Origin of the sequence: Stagnimonas aquatica (assembly GCF_003730135.1) — a bacterium.
In the GTDB taxonomy this organism is placed as follows: Bacteria; Pseudomonadota; Gammaproteobacteria; order Nevskiales; family Nevskiaceae; genus Stagnimonas; species Stagnimonas aquatica.
In genome coordinates this window covers 133795-149915 of the sequence record NZ_RJVO01000001.1, presented here as the reverse complement: position 1 = coordinate 149915, position 16121 = coordinate 133795, and the positions used below count along the sequence as shown (strand labels likewise).

Here is a 16121-nt window from a genome sequence, read left to right as displayed (position 1 = left end):
ACAAGCGGGTCGCAGTGCCGATCCCGCTTCAAATATCCGCTAATCCGTATAAGCGGATAAAATAGCGCTCCCTCACGCTGCCCAGGCCGCCGTCATGGCTTACGACGCTTCCTCCCCCGACCGCTCCCCGCAGCTGCGCCCGGACTGCTCCGCCGCCCTGCGTGCCTTGCTTGCCCAGCGCCTGCTGGTGATCGACGGCGCCATGGGCACCATGATCCAGGGCTACAAGCTGGAGGAGGAGCACTACTGCGGCGAGCGCTTCGCTACCTGGCACAAGGATCTGAAGGGCAACAACGACCTGCTGGTGCTGACCCAGCCGCAGATCATCCAGGAGATCCACGGCAAGTATCTGGAGGCCGGTGCCGACTTCGTCGAGACCAATACCTTCAATGCCCAGACCATCTCCCTGCACGATTACGGCATGGAGGCGCTGGCCTACGAGTTGAACTACGAAGCTGCGCGGCTGGCCCGCGCCGCCTGCGACGAATGGAGTGCGAAGACGCCGGATCGCCCCCGCTACGTCTGCGGCGCGCTCGGCCCGACCAGCCGCACCTGCTCGATCTCGCCGGACGTCAACGATCCGGGCGCGCGCAACGTCACTTACAACGAGCTGGTCGTCGCGTACCTGGAGCAGGCCAATGGCCTGGTCGATGGCGGCGCCGACGTGCTGCTGATCGAGACCATCTTCGACACCCTCAACGCCAAGGCCGCGATCTTCGCCTGCCTGACGCTGTTCGAGGAGCGCGGCCGCGAGTGGCCGATCATCATCAGCGGCACCATTACCGATGCCTCGGGACGCACGCTGTCCGGGCAGGTCACCGAGGCGTTCTGGAATTCGGTGGCGCACGCCAAGCCGCTGGCGGTGGGCCTCAACTGCGCGCTCGGCGGCAAGGACATGCGCCCCTACATCGCCGAGCTGGCGCGGGTCGCCGACTGCTACGTGAGCTGCTATCCCAACGCCGGCCTGCCGAATGCCTTCGGCGAGTACGACGAAAAGCCGGAGGACACTGCCGCGATCATCCGCGAGTTCGCCGAGAGCGGGCTGGTGAATATCGTCGGCGGCTGCTGCGGCACCACGCCGCCGCACATCGGCGCGATTGCGAAGGCGGTTGCAACGGTGAAGCCGCGTGCGCAGTCCACGCCCAAGCGCGCGCTGCGGCTGGCCGGCCTGGAGCCGTTCAGCATCGGTCTGGAAGGCGAGCGCCAGTTGTTCGTCAACGTCGGCGAGCGCACCAATGTCACCGGCTCGGCGAAGTTTCGCGACCTGATCAAGGCCGGCGACTACAGCACCGCCGTCGCCATCGCCCGCCAGCAGGTCGAGGCCGGTGCGCAGGTGATCGACGTCAACATGGACGAGGGCATGCTCGACGGCCTCGCCGCCATGCGCCGCTTCCTCAACCTGCTGGCCAGCGAGCCGGACATCTCGCGGGTGCCGATCATGATCGACTCCTCGAAGTGGGAGATCATCGAGGCCGGCCTGCAGTGCGTGCAGGGCAAGCCCATCGTCAACTCCATCTCGATGAAGGAGGGCGAGGAGAAGTTCATCCGCGAGGCGCGGCTCTGCCGCAAATACGGCGCCGCCGCCGTGGTGATGGCGTTTGATGAAGAAGGCCAGGCCGACACGCTGGAGCGGCGCAAGGAAATCTGCGCGCGGGCCTACAAGGTACTGACCGAGCAGGTCGGCTTTCCGCCCGAAGACATCATCTTCGACCCCAACATCTTCGCGGTTGCCACCGGCATCGAGGCGCACAACCTCTATGGCATCGACTTCATCGAGTCGGTGAAGTGGATCAAGGCCAACCTGCCGCACGCCAAGATCAGCGGCGGCGTGTCGAACGTGAGCTTCAGCTTCCGTGGCAACAACCATGTCCGCGAGGCGATCCACTCGGTGTTCCTCTACCACGCGATCCGCGAGGGCATGGACATGGGCATCGTCAACGCCGGCGCGCTGATGGTCTACGACCAGCTCGACCCCGAGCTGCGCGAACGCATCGAGGACGTGATCCTGTTCCGTCGCAACGACGCGACCGAGCGCCTGATCGAGATCGCCGGCCGCTTCAGCGGCCAGAAGCAGGAGGCGCGCGCCGAAGACCTGAGCTGGCGCGAGACCACGCCCGGCGCGCGCATCACCTACGCCCTGGTGAAGGGCATTGACCAGTACGTCGAGGCCGATACCGAGGAGCTGCGCCTTGAGATCGCCGCGCGCGGCGGCCGGCCCATCGAGGTGATCGAGGGCCCGCTGATGGAGGGCATGAACGTGGTCGGCGACCTGTTCGGCGCCGGCAAGATGTTCCTGCCGCAGGTGGTGAAGTCGGCCCGGGTGATGAAGAAGGCGGTGGCCTACCTCATCCCGTTCATCGAGGCGGAGAAGGAATCATTGCGCCTGTCGCAAGCGACAGGCGGGCCCGGCGACGTCGCCGAATCGCAGCAGGCTGCGATTCGGGAAACGAAGGGCAAGATCCTGATGGCGACGGTGAAGGGCGATGTCCACGACATCGGCAAGAACATCGTCGGCGTCGTGCTCCAGTGCAACAACTACGAGGTGATCGACCTCGGGGTGATGGTGCCGCCGCAGAAGATCCTCGACACCGCCAAGGCCGAGAAGGTGGACATCATCGGCCTCTCGGGCCTGATCACGCCCTCGCTGGACGAGATGGTGCATCTGGCCAAGGAGATGCAGCGCCAGGGCTTCACCATCCCGCTGCTGATCGGCGGCGCGACCACCTCGCGCGCGCACACCTCGGTGAAGATCGACCCCGCCTACGAAGGCCCGGTGGTCTGGGTGAAGGACGCCTCGCGCTCGGTGCCGGTCGCTGCCGCGCTACTGAGCGACGAGCAGCGCCCGAAGCTGCTGGCCGAAACCAAGGCCGAGTACGACCAGATCCGCGAGCGCCATGCCAGCAAGCACAAGGACGAGAAATTCGTGACGCTGGAGAAGGCGCGCGCCAATCGCACGCCCATCGACTGGAGCGGCTATCACCCGTTCCGGCCGCGCATGCTGCTGCAGCAGGATCATGCGGTTTGCGAGGGTGGGTTGTGCGATCACCCGCAGCACCAACGTCTGGCTCCGGTCGCTGCGCTCCCCTCCCCCTCCGGGGGAGGGGTTGGGGGTGAGGGCCTGCGTCTGAAGGCCAACCCCAAAGTCCCTGAGCAACTGCTGAGCTTCGCCCGCGAGCTGCGCGAGCATCCGACGGATGCCGAAGCGCGCCTCTGGTATCTGCTACGCGACAAGCGCCTCGGTGGCTACAAGTTCCGGCGCCAGCATCCAGTATCCAGCTACGTGCTCGATTTCTATTGCCACGAGCACAAGCTGGCGATTGAGCTTGATGGTGGCCAGCACGTAGAAGAGGATCAGGTTGCGCATGATGAGTTGCGCAGCAAGCTTCTGGCACAGCACGGCATCAAGGTACTGCGCTTCTGGAATGACGAAGTCCTTAAATCGACGGAGTCGGTGCTCGCGGCGATCTGGGATGCGCTCCAGCCGGCTAGGCCCTCACCCCCGGCCCCTCCCCCGGTGGGGGAGGGGAGACAAGCACTGCAGTACGTGAAGGTGTTCAAGGACTACCCGCTGGCCGAACTGCGCGAGTACATCGACTGGCAGCCCTTTTTCATCGCCTGGGAGATGAAGGGCAAGTTTCCGGAGATCCTCAACAATCCGGCCACCAGCGAGCCCGCCCGCAAGCTCTGGGCCGATGCCCAGGCCATGCTCGACCGCTTGATCGCCGAAAAGTGGATTCGCGCCAATGGGGTCTTTGGCCTGTTCCCGGCCAATGCCGTCGATCACGACGACGTCGCGATCTACGCCGACGAGACCCGCACGGTGGAAACGGCGCGCCTGCGCAATCTGCGCCAGCAGGGCGAGCACCGCGTCGGCGTGCCCAACCGCTGCCTCGCCGACTACGTGGCGCCGAAAGAGACCGGTCTGCACGACTACGTTGGCGCTTTTGCGGTGACCGCCGGGCTGGGCTGCAAGGAGAAGGTCGAGGCGTTCAAACAGGCCAATGACGACTACTCGGCGATCCTGCTGGAGTCGCTGGCCGACCGTCTCGCCGAAGCCTTCGCCGAGCGCCTGCACCAGCGCGTGCGCAAGGAATTCTGGGGCCATGCCGCCGACGAGCAACTCAGCAACGAGGAGCTGATCGCCGAGCAGTACGCCGGCATCCGTCCGGCACCCGGCTATGCCGCCTGCCCCGAGCACACCGAGAAGGCGACCATCTGGGCGCTGCTTGATCCCGAGCACGCCGCCGGCATCACGCTCACCGAAAGCATGGCCATGTGGCCCGGCGCCTCGGTGAGCGGCTGGTATTACGCCCACCCGGACGCCCAGTACTTCGTGCTCGGCCGCATCAACAAGGAGCAGGTCGCCAGCTACGCGGAGCGCAAGGGCTGGACGCTGCAACAGGCGGAGAAGTGGCTGGCGCCGAACTTGGGGTACGAACCCGAAGACTGAGGGTTCTGGGCCGGGCGCCGCGAGCCGGAGGGCAGCGGCCGGGCTGGTGGACCGGAGCAGTGCGGCTCGGCGGCTGCCATTGGCCGCCTCGCTCGCACTTGGCCGCCGCAGCAGGCAACCTGTAGGCATGAGCCAGGAACAATTCAGTCGCACCCAACCCATCCTGCTGCCGGGCAAGAACCCGCCGCCGTCGCGATCGCGGCGGCCGCTGTACTGGCTGGCCGGCGCCATCGTGCTCGCCGGGCTGGGGGCCAGCTACTGGTATTCCGAGTACGCCCGGGGCCCGCAGCCGCATCCGGAAAGTGCGCAGTTCCGCGCGCTGGCCGAGCCGCGCCTGGAACTGATCGAGGGCCTGCAAAGCTACGAGTCGGAGCTGCCGCTGCGGCAGGCGCTGGAGGCGGCCGGCTACAGCGTGCAGCGTCGCGAACTGAAGCGGCTGCCCAGCCCCAAGTACCCGCCCCGGCAGATGGTGACGTTGACCGTCGACGGCTACCAGCACCTGCAGGTCGAGGGCCAGCTGGGTCTGGAATTCTTCAACGACCGGCTGATGGAAGTGGACTTCCGTCCTGACGATCCGGCCGCCTACGCGCCGCGTCTGCACCGGCTGCTGCCGGGTTTGGTGCGCGGCCGCACTGGCCATGCCGAGTTGCGCGAGGGCGAGCTGCGGGTCTGGACCAATGTCGATCTCGCCAAGAGCCGGGTCGGTGGCAGCCTGCGCACCGAGGCGCTGGTGCTCTGGCAGGACCTGCGGCTGATCCGCCAGCGCGACGACTGGGACGCCCGCTTCAGCCAGATTCCGCCGCCGGCACCGCGTTGAGTTGCCGGCGGGACTTCAGCGCTTCGCCGGTTTGATGAAGCGCAGGGTCATGCGGTCGGACTCGCCGATGGCCAGATACTTCTCCCGGTCCTGATCCTTCAGCGCCAGGGTCGGCGGCAGGGTCCAGACGCCTTCCGGGTAGTCCTTGCTGTCCTTGGGATTGGCGTTGATCTCGGAGCCCGACAGCGCCAGGAAGCCGGCTTCCTCGGCCAGGCGGTAGACCTCTTCCTCGGTGACGTAGCCGCTCTTCTTCATCTGCTCCAGGCTGCTGCCCGGCCAGGCGCGGTGCTCGACGATGCAGAACAGGCCGCCCGGCTTCAGTGCCCGGTAGGCGGCGGCGAACACCTGCGGCGCGTAGTCGCCGGCGAGCCAGTTGTGGACGTTGCGGAAGCTCAGCACCCGGTCGGCGCTGCCTTCCGGCGCGATCTGCCAGTGGTCCGGCGGGCCCAGGGTGGTGAGCTGCGCGCGGTCGTAGAGCGCCGGCTGCGCCCGCAGCTTGTTGAGCAGCACCTCGTTGAGCCGCAACTGGTAGCGCGGCGAGTTCTCGTCGAGCACGAAGCCGGCGGCGATGTAGTTGCCGCGCTGACGCAGATAGGGCGCCAGAATCTCGGTGTACCAGCCGGCGCCGGGCCACAGCTCGACCACGCTCATGTTCGGCTCGACGCCGAAGAACTCCAGCGTCTCCAGCGGGTGCCGGTAGCGGTCGCGCTCGCGGAACTCCGGGCTGCGATGCGGCGCCGCCACTGCTTCCCGCAGTGCCTTCGGGGCTTCCTTGATGGCCACCGGCTTTTCCAGCGCCAGGCCGGGCACCGGCAGCATCAGCGAGCCGAGGACGAGAGCCAGGGCAACGGCGTTGGCGGGCAGGTACATGGGGCTAGTCCTTGGAGGGCAGGGTGGGGGCGGTTCCGCTCAGACCGGCGTCGCCGGTCACCGTTCAGTGGTGATGGCTGCCGGGGCCGTGGACATGGCCGTGCTCCAGCTCTTCGGCGCTGGCGGCGCGTACCGCCACCACCTCGACATCGAAGTGCAGGGTGGCGCCGGCCAGGGCGTGGTTGCCGTCCAGGGTCACGCTGTCGTCATCGACCGCGATCACCGTGACCATCACCGGGCCCATGTTGCTCTCGGCCTGGAACTGCATGCCGATCTCGGGGCCGGGCATGCCCTCGAACATGCTGCGCGGCATCTTCTGCACCAGCGCCTCGATGCGGGCGCCGTAGCCCTGCTCGGGGGCGATGCTGATCTTGAACTGCTCGCCGGCGCCGCGACCGCTGAGGGCGTCCTCCAGGCCGGGCACGATGTTGCCGGCGCCGTGCAGGTACACCAGCGGCTCGCTGCCGCGCGAGCTGTCGACCACCGCGCCGGCGTCGTCGGTGAGGGTGTAGTGGAAGCTGACGGCGCACTGCGGTCCGATGTTCATGGGCAACTCCGAAAAGGGCGCGCAGTTTATCGCTAGTTCTGGTGCGCGGCCCGCGTAGCTGGCGCGCCGTGGCGACCCGCCGCGCCGCCGTGCCCGCCGGGCCGCCGTGACGGATCAGGTCTGCGCCTGCGCCAGCAGCCAGTCGCGCCACTGCGGCCACAGGGTTTCGCGGAAGCGCGGACGGAAGCCGTCGAAGTGGCCGATGCGCTCGACGCCGATCTCGGCCGGCGTCACCGTCACCCGCTCGCCGCGCGCCCGCTGGAAATAGCCCAGCAGGGCGGCGCCGGCGCGCGCCGGGGCGTAGTCGTCATCGGCGATGCTCACCACCCGCAGCGGCCCCTGGTAGCGGGCGAAGTCGGCCCAGTCACGCTGGCGGGCAAGGTGGCCGAGGTACTCCGGATCGCGGATCCAGGCCGCCCACTGGCGGGCGACGCCGGCCGGCAGATCGTCGCCGCCCAGTAGCCGGCCGGGGAAGCGCCCCAGCGTCAGTGCGCAGCCGGGCAGCAGGACATGGCCGAGCAGCCACATCCGCCGTCGCCACTCGGGCTTGTCCCAGAGCGACCAGTGGCCACTCTGGCTGGCGACCAGCAGGGCGCCGCGCAGGCGGGAGCTGTCCATGAAGCCGAATAGCTGGCCGCCGACGCTATGGCCCAGCCAGAGCAGTGGCGCGCCCGGCGCGCGCTCGGCCAGGTCGTCGAGCGCGGTCGGCAGATCGTGGTCGATCCAGTCGCTGATCGAGGCGCGATAACCGCGCAGGCGCTTCGGCGCCGAGCCACCGAAGCCGCGATAGTCGAGCGTCAGCACTGCCAGGCCGTGCTCGGCGAGATCGCTGGCGAAGGCGGCATAGAAGCGGCGCGGCACGCCCATGGCGCCGGCGAGCAGCACGGCTGCGCGCGGGGTGCCGGTCGGTGCGAAGAAATCGGCGGCCAGCGGGTGCCCGTCGCGGCTTTGCAGTTGCAGCTTATGGACGGCAGGCATGGTGGACTCCGGCGACATACTGTTCGGTATGGTGCCTGTAGGCGGCGGTTGCCGGCAATGACCCGCCGGGTCATTGCCGCTTGCTGTCCGCCGTGCGACGGCGGTGGCGCGCAGCAGAAGTCCGGCTCTCGTGCGTCCGGTTTTGCTTCGCCAACAGCCGGGTGTATCCTGCGCGCCACTTTTGTTCAGCCCCCACGGCGAGATGAGCCCCCGCAAAGCCAGCGTCGAGCGCAACACGCGCGAGACCCAGATCAAGGTCGAGATCAATCTCGACGGCAGTGGCTCGGCGGTTTTCGTCACCGGCGTGCCGTTCTTCGATCACATGCTCGACCAGGTGGCGCGTCACGGCCTGATCGACCTCGCCATCCACGCTCAGGGCGATCTGCAGATCGACGCCCACCACACCGTGGAAGATGTCGGCATCACCCTCGGCCAGGCCTTCGACAAGGCCATCGGCGACAAGAAGGGTATCCGCCGCTACGCCCATGCCTATGTGCCGCTCGACGAAGCACTGTCGCGGGTGGTGATCGACTGCTCCGGCCGCCCGGGCCTGGAGTGGTTCGTGGACTTCCCGCGTTCGCACGTCGGCGAGTTCGATGTCGATCTGCTGCACGAGTTCTTCCAGGGCTTCGTCAACCACGCCAAGGTGACGCTGCACATCGACAGTCTGCGCGGCAAGAACGCGCACCACGTCGCCGAGACCATCTTCAAGGCCTTCGGCCGCGCGCTGCGCGCCGCCGCCGAGATCGACCCCCGCCAGATCGACGTCACGCCCTCGACCAAGGGCGTCCTCTAAGTCCTTCCAGCTTTTCTCCTCCGGTTCCATGCGCAGCATTGGCGTCATTGATTACGGCATGGGCAACCTGCACTCCCTGGCCAAGGCTCTGGAGCGCGTTGCCCCCGACCAGCGTGTGGTGGTCAGTTACGACGCCGAGGAGCTGCTCGATTGCGACCGCCTGGTGCTGCCCGGCGTCGGCGGCGTGCGCGAGTGCATGAAGGAGCTGAACCGCCTGGAGCTGGCGCAACTCGTCGTCGAAGCCAGCAAGAAGGTGCCGATGCTGGGCATCTGTCTGGGCATGCAGGTGATGCTGGAGTTCTCCGAGGAGAACGGCGGCGTGCCGGCGCTGGGCCTGTTTCCCGGCGAGGTGGTGCGCTTCCCCGACCCGCCGGCCGAGGGCGCCGACCGCCTGAAAGTGCCGCACATGGGCTGGAACCGCGTGAAGCAGGCCAAGCCGCATCCGGTCTGGGAGGGCATCCCTGACGAAAGCTGGTTCTACTTCGTGCACAGCTACTACGCCCGCCCCAAGAACCCCGCTCATGTGCTGGGCAGCGCCGAGTACACCCAGGTGTTCGCGGCCGCCGTCGCCCGCGAGAATCTGGTGGCCTTCCAGTTCCATCCGGAGAAGTCCCAGTTGCTCGGGCTGCGGCTGCTGTCCAACTTCGTCAACTGGAATCCTTGACCGGAATCCTTGACCCCGGCTGTTGGCGTGCACCGATGGTGTTACGCTTTGCCGCAAGGATTAACCCCTCACGCGCACAAACCCACTGTCCAGGCGTCCCGCGCCTAGCTACCACGCGTCATGCTCCTGATCCCAGCGATTGACCTCAAGAACGGCCAGTGCGTCCGCCTGCGCCAGGGTGATTTCAACGATGTCACGGTGTTCTCCGACGACCCCGCCGAGATGGCGCGGCGCTGGATCGGCGATGGCGCCGAACGCATCCACGTCGTCGACCTCGACGGGGCGCTCAAGGGTGCGCCGGTCAACCTCAGGGCGGTGGAGAAGATCGTCCAGGCCGCCGGCGATGTGCCGGTACAGATCGGCGGCGGCATCCGCGACGAGGAGACCGTGCAGCGCTACCTCAACATCGGCGTCAGCTACGTGATCCTCGGCACCCGGGTGATTACCGCGCCGCACTTCCTGCACGACCTCTGCATCGAATACCCGCGCCATGTCATCGTCGGCCTCGACGCCAAGGGCGACCACGTTGCCGTCGATGGCTGGAGCAAGCTCAGCCACCACACCGTGGTCGAAATCGCCCAGCAGTGCGAGCACGACGGCGTCGAGGCGATCATCTACACCGACATCGGCCGCGACGGCATGCTCGAAGGCTTCAATGCCGAGTCCACCCAGGCCCTGGCCCGCGCCATCAAGACCCCGGTGATCGCCAGCGGCGGCATTGGCTCGCTGGATGACATCCGCAAGCTCAAGGACCTGGAAGGCGATGGCGTGGTCGGCGCAGTGATCGGCCGCGCGCTCTACGAAGGCAAGTTCAAGCTCGCCGACGCCGTCAAGATCGTAAAGAGCTGATCCGCATGCTCGCGAAACGCATCGTCCCCTGCCTGGACATCGACCGTGGCCGGGTGGTCAAGGGCGTGAAGTTTGAAGACGTGCAGGATGCCGGCGATCCGGTCGAGGTCGCCCGTCGCTACGATGCCCAGGGCGCCGACGAGCTGGTGTTCCTCGACATCACCGCCAGCTCCGACGACCGTCCGACGTTGTTCGCCACCGTTGAAGCCGTGGCGCGCGAGATCTACATCCCGCTCACCGTCGGCGGCGGCGTGCGCAGTTGCGCCGACGTCAAATGCCTGCTCGCCGCCGGCGCCGACAAGGTCAGCATCAACACCGCCGCTGTGCAGAACCCCGACTTTGTGCGCGAGGCGGGTGACCGCTACGGCGTGCAATGCATCGTCGTCGCCATCGACGCCAAGCGGGTGAGCAAGAAGAAGGAGCCGCCGCGCTGGGAAGTGTTCACCCATGGCGGCCGCAAGGCCACCGGCCTCGACGCGGTGGACTGGGCGGCGAAGATGGTGCAGTACGGTGCCGGCGAGCTGCTGGTCACCAGCATGGACCGCGACGGCACCAAGGAAGGCTATGACGTCGAGCTGCTGGCGGCGATCAACCGCCGGGTCAATGTGCCGGTGATCGCCTCCGGCGGCGTCGGCAATCTGGAGCATCTCTACCAGGGCCTGGCCGAGGGCCATGCCGACGCGGCGCTCGCCGCCAGCATCTTCCACCACGGCACCTACACGGTCGGCGAGGCCAAGAGCTACCTCGCCCAGCGCGGCGTGCGGGTACGCCAGTAAGCCGCGCTCCGTGGAAAAAGCCCGCCGATGGCGGGCTTTTTTGTTTGCCGCTGACTCAGGCCGCGACCGCCACTGTGATGCTGGCGGCGTAGCCGCTGCTGTTGCTACCGCTGATCGTCAGCATCTCGGTGCTGGTGCCATCGCTGAAGATGCCGTCGTTGGCATTGCTGGTGTTGTTGGTCGCGCTGTTCGGGTAGAGCGTGGTGTTGCTGTAGGGGTTGCCGCTGCCGTTGGTGACGCTGTCGGGAAAGGCCAACTGCGAGGTGGCGATCACCTTGCTCTTCTGATGCGCGGCGGTGCCGACCCCGGCGTCGGCCGGATAGACCTCGAAGTGGATATGCGTCGCCCGGCCGGAATAACGGCCCGGAAAGATGGTGGTGAAGGTCAACTGCCCGTTGGCATCGCTGATCTGCACCCCGCGCAGCCAGGTGCGGTCGGCGTAGTTGCCGCCGTTCATGTTGCCGCTGTACTGGCTGTAGCTGCCGGCGGCGCTGCAATGCCAGATGTAGACGTAGTAGCCGCTGAGCGTGCCGCAACTGCCATTGGTGTTGAGCAGGTTCATGGTCAGCGTCAGCGCCGTGCCGGCCTGGGTGTTGCTGCCGTCGAAGTCGCTGCGGATGTCGCGGCGGATCACCCGCGAGTCGGTCAGGCAGTTCTTCAGCACGCCGTTGTTGGTGTTCGAGCCGTCCGAAGGGAAGGGGCCATTGGTCTCCTCGGCCACCCGGGTGCAGCTCCCGGTGGTGGAACCCCCGGACGAGGAGCTGGTGGAGCCTCCCGAGGAGGAGGAGCCGCTGCTACTGCTGCTGTCGGTCTCGACCAGTTGTTCGGTGCCGGCCCCGCAGCCGATCACCAGGGCGGCGCCGGCCACCCCGCCCAGCAGATTGATCGCTTCGCGACGGCTGATCCGCCGGCCGAGGCGGGTGGCCGGGGCCTCCTCGGACGCCTGGGAGTTGTTTCCGGGTAAGGTCGTTTTCATGCGCGGCTCCTGGGCGAAACCTGGGGTTGGGAGGAGCCCAGTATTTCGGCGCTGTCGCCGCCGCAGGCCGGTCTTTACCCAGGCTTTACAAGCCCGGACATGGCGGTGGACTGACGCACTGTTGCAGCATTCGCTGGGCTAAACTTGCGCGATGTCCGCTCCCGCCAGTCAGATTCTCGAAGCGCTGGATGCGCAACTGCTCGCCCGCAAGGCAGCCGATGCCGCCAGTTCCTACACCGCCAGCCTCTACGCCAAGGGTGTGGATGGCATCGCCAAGAAGGTGGGCGAGGAGGCGGCCGAGACCATCATCGCCGCCAAGAACCCCGACGACGCGGCGCTGGTCTACGAAGTGGCGGATCTCTGGTTCCACACCCTGGTGCTGCTGACGCACCGGGGCCTTTCCTCCCAGGCGGTGCTGGCCGAACTGGCCCGGCGCATGGGCACCTCCGGCCACGCGGAAAAAGCCGCGCGCTCGAAGTAGGTCATTTTTCTAGGAGATACACATGGGTTCCTTCTCGATTTGGCACTGGCTGATCGTGCTGGTGGTGGTGGTGCTGGTATTCGGCACCAAGAAGTTGCGCGGTGCCGGCGGCGACCTCGGCTCGGCGGTGAAGAACTTCAAGGACGCGATGCGCGAAGGCGAAGCCGAGGCGGCCAAGAAGCCGGAGGCGGTCGCCGCTCAGTCGCAGACCAGCGCGCAGAGCGAAACCAAGAAAGAGCAGGTCTAGCAGCCCCGCCTCGCGGCCGGCCTTCTGCCATGTTCGATATCGGGTTCGGCGAGCTGTTCCTGTGCTTCGTGATCGCCCTGATCGTGCTCGGGCCGGAGCGCCTGCCCAGGGTGGCGCGCAGCGTCGGCCGCTGGACCGGCCAGGCCAAGAGCTACATGCGCAACCTCTCCACCGAGCTGGAGCGTGAAACCCAGGCGGCGGACCTCAAGAAGAAGCTCGACGAGGCCAATCGCCTGGCCCGCGAGCAGTTCGCCATGCTGGAGTCGCAGGTGAAGTCCACCGCCGGCGAGGTCAAGGACGCCGCCACGCCGCCCGGCGAAGGCAAGAACTAGTCGATGCCGATCATCGACCCCAACGCCCCGGGCGCCGAGCAGCCGCTGCTCGCCCACCTGCTGGAACTGCGCACCCGCTTCCTGAACGCCCTCTACGGCGTGCTGGTGCTGCTGCTGCCGATGCTGTTCTTCGCGCGCGACATCTACGCATTCTTCGCCGCGCCGCTGACCAAGCTGCTGCCGGAAGGCGCCTCGATGATCGCCACCGAGGTGGCCTCACCCTTCCTCATCCCCTTCAAGCTGGTGGCGATCCTCTCGATCGTGCTGGCGATGCCCTGGATCCTCTACCAGGTCTGGGGTTTCGTCGCGCCCGGCTTGTACAAGCACGAGCGCAAGCTGATCGCGCCGCTGCTGGCGTCTTCCACGCTGCTGTTCTACGCCGGCGTCGCCTTTGCCTACTACATCACCCTGCCGGCGGTGTTCCATTTCATGATCGGTGTCGCGCCCGCCGGCGTGCAGGTGGCCACCGACATCGGCAAGTACCTGGACTTCATCCTCACCATCTTCATCGCCTTCGGCGTCGCCTTCGAGACGCCGGTGGCCGTGGTGCTGCTGGTCTGGACCGGTTTCGTCAGCGTCGCCCAGCTCAAGGAGGCGCGCGGCTACGTGCTGGTCGGCATCTTCGTGGTCGCGGCGATCATCACCCCGCCCGATGTCGCCAGCCAGGTGCTGGTGGCGGTGCCGTCCTATCTGCTGTTCGAGCTGGGCATATTGTGGGCCGCTTGGATCGGCAAGCAGCGCGCCCGCGATCCTGATCCTGCTTGACGGACGTTTGACCCCCGGCTGACGTAGCATTCGTCCCATGCGCATACTCGTCATCGAAGATCATCCCGACCTCGCCGCCAATGTCGGCGACTACCTCACGGCCCAGGGCCATGCGGTGGACTTCGCCGCCGACGGCCCCACCGGCCTGCTGCGGGCGCAGGACGGCAACGCCGATGTCATCGTCCTCGACCGCCTGCTGCCCGGCCTGGATGGCGCCAGCCTGTGCCGGCGCCTGCGCGGCCAGGGCGTCAATACCCCGGTGCTGATGCTCACCGCGCTGGACGCCGTCAGCGACCGCGTCGATGGCCTCGCCGCCGGCGCCGACGACTACCTGGTCAAACCGTTTGCGCTGTCTGAACTGGCGGCGCGGCTGGCGGCGCTGCACCGGCGCGCCAGCGGCACCGTCGCCGAACAGATCCTGCGGGTCGCGGACCTCGAATGCGATCCCGGCACCGCCGAAGTGCGCCGCGCCGGCAAGCCGATCACCCTCACCCGCGCCGAGCGCCGCCTGCTGGAGGTGCTGCTGCGCCGCTCGCCACGGCTGGTCACCCGTGCCGAGCTGGAGCGCGCGCTCTGGGGCGACGACGCCCCCGATGGCGATGTGCTGCGCGCCCACCTGCACAACCTGCGGGCGGCGGTGGACAAGCCGTTCCCGACCAAGCTCATCCACACCGTGCACGGCGAGGGCTACCGCCTGGCGGTGCTCGACGCCTGAAGCCCTCGTCCGGGGCATCGGCGGTGGCCTCGGTGCTCAGCAGTGGCCGCACGGGCGGCCACCGCCTCCGCCGCCGGCTGGCGTCCTCCCTGGTCAGTCTGTCGCTGCTCAGCGCGCTGCTGCTCGGCCTCGGCTTCCTGGCGGTGGAGCGCTACATCGAACACGCCACCCTCAGCGATCTGCTGGAGCGCGAGATGCGCTACTTCGTGCGCGCCGGCACAGCGCCCGAGCCCAGCGAACTGCAGGGCGAGACCCTGCGCTACTACCGGCCGGCGCGGGGCGGGGCGCCGCCGCCGGCGGTGGTCTGGGCGCTACCGCCAGGGCTGCACGCCGATATCGTCTACGAAGACCGCCCGCACTACGTGCTGGTGCGCCGCCTCGGTCCCGGCGATAGCGCCTACCTCAGCTACAGCGACCGCGCGCTCAGCTCCCGCGAGCAGTTGCTCTGGCTGACCCTGCTGGCCGGCATGGGCTTCACCGCCCTGCTCGGCTGGTGGCTGTCCGGCCGTCTTGCCCAGCAGACCCTGGCCCCGCTCGACGGCCTGGTCGCCGACCTGCGCGGCCTCGACCCCGAGCAGCGCGGCGCCCGGCTGCCGGCGGCGCCGCACGACAGCGAGCTGGCGGTGATCGCCGAGGCGCTCAACGGCCACATGGCGCGGGTGGATGAACTGGTGGAACGCGAGCGCGCCTTCGCTGCCAGCGCCAGCCACGAGCTGCGCACGCCGCTGGCGGTGATCCTGGGTGCCGCCGAGATCCTCGACGCCAGCCAGCCGGCGCCGCCGGTGGCGCGCATCCTGCGCTCGGCGCGCAGCGCCTTGCAGGATCTCGACGCCCTGCTCTGGCTGTCGCGCACCGACGTGGTGCCGGTCGCCGAGGCGCTGCCGCTGCACGAGCGCCTGCCGGCCTTGTGTGCCGCCCAGCTCGACATCAGCGCCGTGGACTGGCAGTTGCAGCCCTGCACGGTGGTGGCGCCGGCCGGCGCGGTGACGGTGATCGTCAGCAATCTGCTGCGCAATTCCTTGCGCGCGGTCACCCAGGCCGGGCGTCAGCAGCCGGGCGCGGTGCGGGTGCGGCTGGACTCGGTAGGGCTGGTGGTCGACGACGACGGCCCCGGCATTCCGCCCGAGGAGCTGCCGCAGGTGTTCGCGCCGCGCAGCCGTGGCCGCGACGGCGGCACCGGAATGGGGCTCTATATCGCCGCCACCCTGGCGCAGCGCCTGCGCTGGCGGCTGAGTCTGGAGAACCGCCCCGAAGGCGGCGCGCGGGCGCGGCTGTCGTTCTGAACGCCGCCGCCGGCCGTCTGTCTCGGCAGCACCTACACTGCGGGTCGGGCCACCGGAGAACCCGATGAAGCTGAGCAGCTTGCACCCCGCGTTGCTGGGCGAATGGTCCGGTGAAAAGAGCCTGTGGTTCGACCCCAAGGCGCCGCCGCACGCGGTCTGCCCCTGCGAAGTGCAGATCACCAGCGAGGCCATGGGCAAGTTCCTGGCGCTGCGCTACCGGTGGAGCTACGAGGGGCAGCCGCAGTCGGGCCTGTTGCTGGTCGGCAACGACAACGAGCGCGCGCTGGTCAGCGCCGCCTGGGTCGATTCCTTCCACAGCAGCGGTTCGGTGATGCACTGCCGGGGCGAGGCCCGCGCAAATGGTTTCCTGGTACTGGGCAGCTATGCCGCGCCGCCCGGGCCGGATTGGGGTTGGGATCTCGTGCTCCAGCTTCTGCCCGCCGGCGGCCTGGAGCTGCTGATGCACAACATCCCGCCCGGCGGCAGCCCGGAGTTGGCAGTGCGCATCCTCTGGGAGCGCTGAGGTCCGTAGCCTGTTCTTCCCCAGGGCTTGCGCAGGGCTTTGATCCGGAGTC

General features: G+C 67.9%; 17 protein-coding genes. 13 read left to right on the top strand and 4 right to left on the bottom strand.

Annotated features, from left to right (window positions below; genetic code table 11):
• Window positions 1–94: 94 nt before the first annotated feature.
• Both metH and ED208_RS00680 read left to right on the top strand, forming a co-directional pair.
• Window positions 95–4450, top strand: a complete 4356-nt coding sequence (metH, locus tag ED208_RS00690; RefSeq protein ID WP_233574728.1) for a methionine synthase — start codon at window positions 95–97, stop codon at window positions 4448–4450.
• 127 nt (window positions 4451–4577) lie between these two features.
• The gene (locus ED208_RS00680; protein WP_123209938.1) at window positions 4578–5267 is read left to right on the top strand and encodes a hypothetical protein; all 690 of its coding nucleotides are present in this window, start codon (window positions 4578–4580) and stop codon (window positions 5265–5267) included.
• Between the two features lie 15 nt (window positions 5268–5282).
• On the opposite strand, the gene ED208_RS00675 is transcribed toward ED208_RS00680, so the two are convergent.
• The 3 genes from ED208_RS00675 to ED208_RS00665 form a co-directional block, all read right to left on the bottom strand.
• Window positions 5283–6137 carry a class I SAM-dependent methyltransferase gene (locus ED208_RS00675; RefSeq protein WP_199720466.1) on the bottom strand — a complete coding sequence of 285 codons (855 nt, stop codon included), beginning with the start codon at window positions 6135–6137 and terminating at the stop codon, window positions 5283–5285.
• A 64-nt stretch (window positions 6138–6201) separates the two neighbouring features.
• The gene (locus ED208_RS00670; RefSeq protein WP_123209937.1) at window positions 6202–6684 is read right to left on the bottom strand and encodes an FKBP-type peptidyl-prolyl cis-trans isomerase; all 483 of its coding nucleotides are present in this window, start codon (window positions 6682–6684) and stop codon (window positions 6202–6204) included.
• Window positions 6685–6798: 114 nt separating this feature from the next.
• Window positions 6799–7662 carry an alpha/beta hydrolase family protein gene (locus ED208_RS00665; protein WP_158608380.1) on the bottom strand — a complete coding sequence of 288 codons (864 nt, stop codon included), beginning with the start codon at window positions 7660–7662 and terminating at the stop codon, window positions 6799–6801.
• Window positions 7663–7864: 202 nt separating this feature from the next.
• Between ED208_RS00665 and hisB the strand changes: the two genes are divergently transcribed.
• The 4 genes from hisB (at window position 7865) to hisF (ending at window position 10747) form a co-directional block, all read left to right on the top strand.
• A complete protein-coding gene (gene hisB, locus ED208_RS00660) occupies window positions 7865–8458 on the top strand; it encodes an imidazoleglycerol-phosphate dehydratase HisB (protein ID WP_123209935.1) in 594 nt (197 codons plus the stop codon).
• A 28-nt stretch (window positions 8459–8486) separates the two neighbouring features.
• Window positions 8487–9122: an imidazole glycerol phosphate synthase subunit HisH gene (gene hisH, locus ED208_RS00655; protein ID WP_123209934.1), complete on the top strand. Its 636-nt coding sequence runs from the start codon at window positions 8487–8489 to the stop codon at window positions 9120–9122.
• 120 nt (window positions 9123–9242) lie between these two features.
• The gene (gene hisA, locus ED208_RS00650; protein ID WP_123209933.1) at window positions 9243–9971 is read left to right on the top strand and encodes a 1-(5-phosphoribosyl)-5-[(5-phosphoribosylamino)methylideneamino]imidazole-4-carboxamide isomerase; all 729 of its coding nucleotides are present in this window, start codon (window positions 9243–9245) and stop codon (window positions 9969–9971) included.
• A gap of 5 nt (window positions 9972–9976) precedes the next feature.
• On the top strand, window positions 9977–10747 hold the full coding sequence (gene hisF, locus ED208_RS00645; RefSeq protein ID WP_123209932.1) for an imidazole glycerol phosphate synthase subunit HisF: 771 nt from the start codon (window positions 9977–9979) through the stop codon (window positions 10745–10747).
• 55 nt (window positions 10748–10802) lie between these two features.
• On the opposite strand, the gene ED208_RS00640 is transcribed toward hisF, so the two are convergent.
• Window positions 10803–11723 carry a dioxygenase family protein gene (locus tag ED208_RS00640; RefSeq protein ID WP_123209931.1) on the bottom strand — a complete coding sequence of 307 codons (921 nt, stop codon included), beginning with the start codon at window positions 11721–11723 and terminating at the stop codon, window positions 10803–10805.
• Window positions 11724–11874: 151 nt separating this feature from the next.
• On the opposite strand from ED208_RS00640, the gene ED208_RS00635 reads away from it, so the two are divergent.
• The 7 genes from ED208_RS00635 (at window position 11875) to ED208_RS00605 (ending at window position 16069) form a co-directional block, all read left to right on the top strand.
• Window positions 11875–12204, top strand: coding sequence for a phosphoribosyl-ATP diphosphatase (locus ED208_RS00635; protein ID WP_123209930.1), 330 nt, complete (start codon window positions 11875–11877; stop codon window positions 12202–12204).
• 22 nt (window positions 12205–12226) lie between these two features.
• Window positions 12227–12451, top strand: a complete 225-nt coding sequence (gene tatA / locus ED208_RS00630) for a Sec-independent protein translocase subunit TatA (RefSeq protein WP_123209929.1) — start codon at window positions 12227–12229, stop codon at window positions 12449–12451.
• A 29-nt stretch (window positions 12452–12480) separates the two neighbouring features.
• Window positions 12481–12783 carry a Sec-independent protein translocase protein TatB gene (gene tatB, locus ED208_RS00625; protein ID WP_123209928.1) on the top strand — a complete coding sequence of 101 codons (303 nt, stop codon included), beginning with the start codon at window positions 12481–12483 and terminating at the stop codon, window positions 12781–12783.
• 3 nt (window positions 12784–12786) lie between these two features.
• Entirely contained in the window at window positions 12787–13548 is a 762-nt protein-coding gene (gene tatC, locus ED208_RS00620; RefSeq protein ID WP_123209927.1) for a twin-arginine translocase subunit TatC, read from the top strand.
• A 37-nt stretch (window positions 13549–13585) separates the two neighbouring features.
• A complete protein-coding gene (locus ED208_RS00615; protein WP_123209926.1) occupies window positions 13586–14263 on the top strand; it encodes a response regulator transcription factor in 678 nt (225 codons plus the stop codon).
• Between the two features lie 32 nt (window positions 14264–14295).
• Complete coding sequence (locus ED208_RS00610) at window positions 14296–15546, top strand: sensor histidine kinase (RefSeq protein WP_158608379.1); 1251 nt, start codon at window positions 14296–14298, stop codon at window positions 15544–15546.
• A gap of 64 nt (window positions 15547–15610) precedes the next feature.
• A complete protein-coding gene (locus ED208_RS00605) occupies window positions 15611–16069 on the top strand; it encodes a DUF1579 family protein (protein ID WP_123209924.1) in 459 nt (152 codons plus the stop codon).
• Window positions 16070–16121 lie beyond the last annotated feature (52 nt).

Excerpts from the sequence above, each read along its gene's own strand:
- ED208_RS00670 (WP_123209937.1), bottom strand. The coding sequence starts at position 6,684 with ATGAACATCGGACCGCAGTGCGCCGTCAGCTTCCACTACACCCTCACC.
- tatB (WP_123209928.1), top strand. The coding sequence starts at position 12,481 with ATGTTCGATATCGGGTTCGGCGAGCTGTTCCTGTGCTTCGTGATCGCC.
- ED208_RS00640 (WP_123209931.1), bottom strand. The coding sequence starts at position 11,723 with ATGAAAACGACCTTACCCGGAAACAACTCCCAGGCGTCCGAGGAGGCC.
- metH (WP_233574728.1), top strand. The coding sequence starts at position 95 with ATGGCTTACGACGCTTCCTCCCCCGACCGCTCCCCGCAGCTGCGCCCG.
- tatC (WP_123209927.1), top strand. The coding sequence starts at position 12,787 with ATGCCGATCATCGACCCCAACGCCCCGGGCGCCGAGCAGCCGCTGCTC.
- ED208_RS00615 (WP_123209926.1), top strand. The coding sequence starts at position 13,586 with ATGCGCATACTCGTCATCGAAGATCATCCCGACCTCGCCGCCAATGTC.
- ED208_RS00665 (WP_158608380.1), bottom strand. The coding sequence starts at position 7,662 with ATGCCTGCCGTCCATAAGCTGCAACTGCAAAGCCGCGACGGGCACCCG.
- ED208_RS00605 (WP_123209924.1), top strand. The coding sequence starts at position 15,611 with ATGAAGCTGAGCAGCTTGCACCCCGCGTTGCTGGGCGAATGGTCCGGT.
- hisF (WP_123209932.1), top strand. The coding sequence starts at position 9,977 with ATGCTCGCGAAACGCATCGTCCCCTGCCTGGACATCGACCGTGGCCGG.
- hisB (WP_123209935.1), top strand. The coding sequence starts at position 7,865 with ATGAGCCCCCGCAAAGCCAGCGTCGAGCGCAACACGCGCGAGACCCAG.
- hisA (WP_123209933.1), top strand. The coding sequence starts at position 9,243 with ATGCTCCTGATCCCAGCGATTGACCTCAAGAACGGCCAGTGCGTCCGC.
- ED208_RS00675 (WP_199720466.1), bottom strand. The coding sequence starts at position 6,137 with ATGTACCTGCCCGCCAACGCCGTTGCCCTGGCTCTCGTCCTCGGCTCG.
- tatA (WP_123209929.1), top strand. The coding sequence starts at position 12,227 with ATGGGTTCCTTCTCGATTTGGCACTGGCTGATCGTGCTGGTGGTGGTG.
- ED208_RS00680 (WP_123209938.1), top strand. The coding sequence starts at position 4,578 with ATGAGCCAGGAACAATTCAGTCGCACCCAACCCATCCTGCTGCCGGGC.
- ED208_RS00635 (WP_123209930.1), top strand. The coding sequence starts at position 11,875 with ATGTCCGCTCCCGCCAGTCAGATTCTCGAAGCGCTGGATGCGCAACTG.
- hisH (WP_123209934.1), top strand. The coding sequence starts at position 8,487 with ATGCGCAGCATTGGCGTCATTGATTACGGCATGGGCAACCTGCACTCC.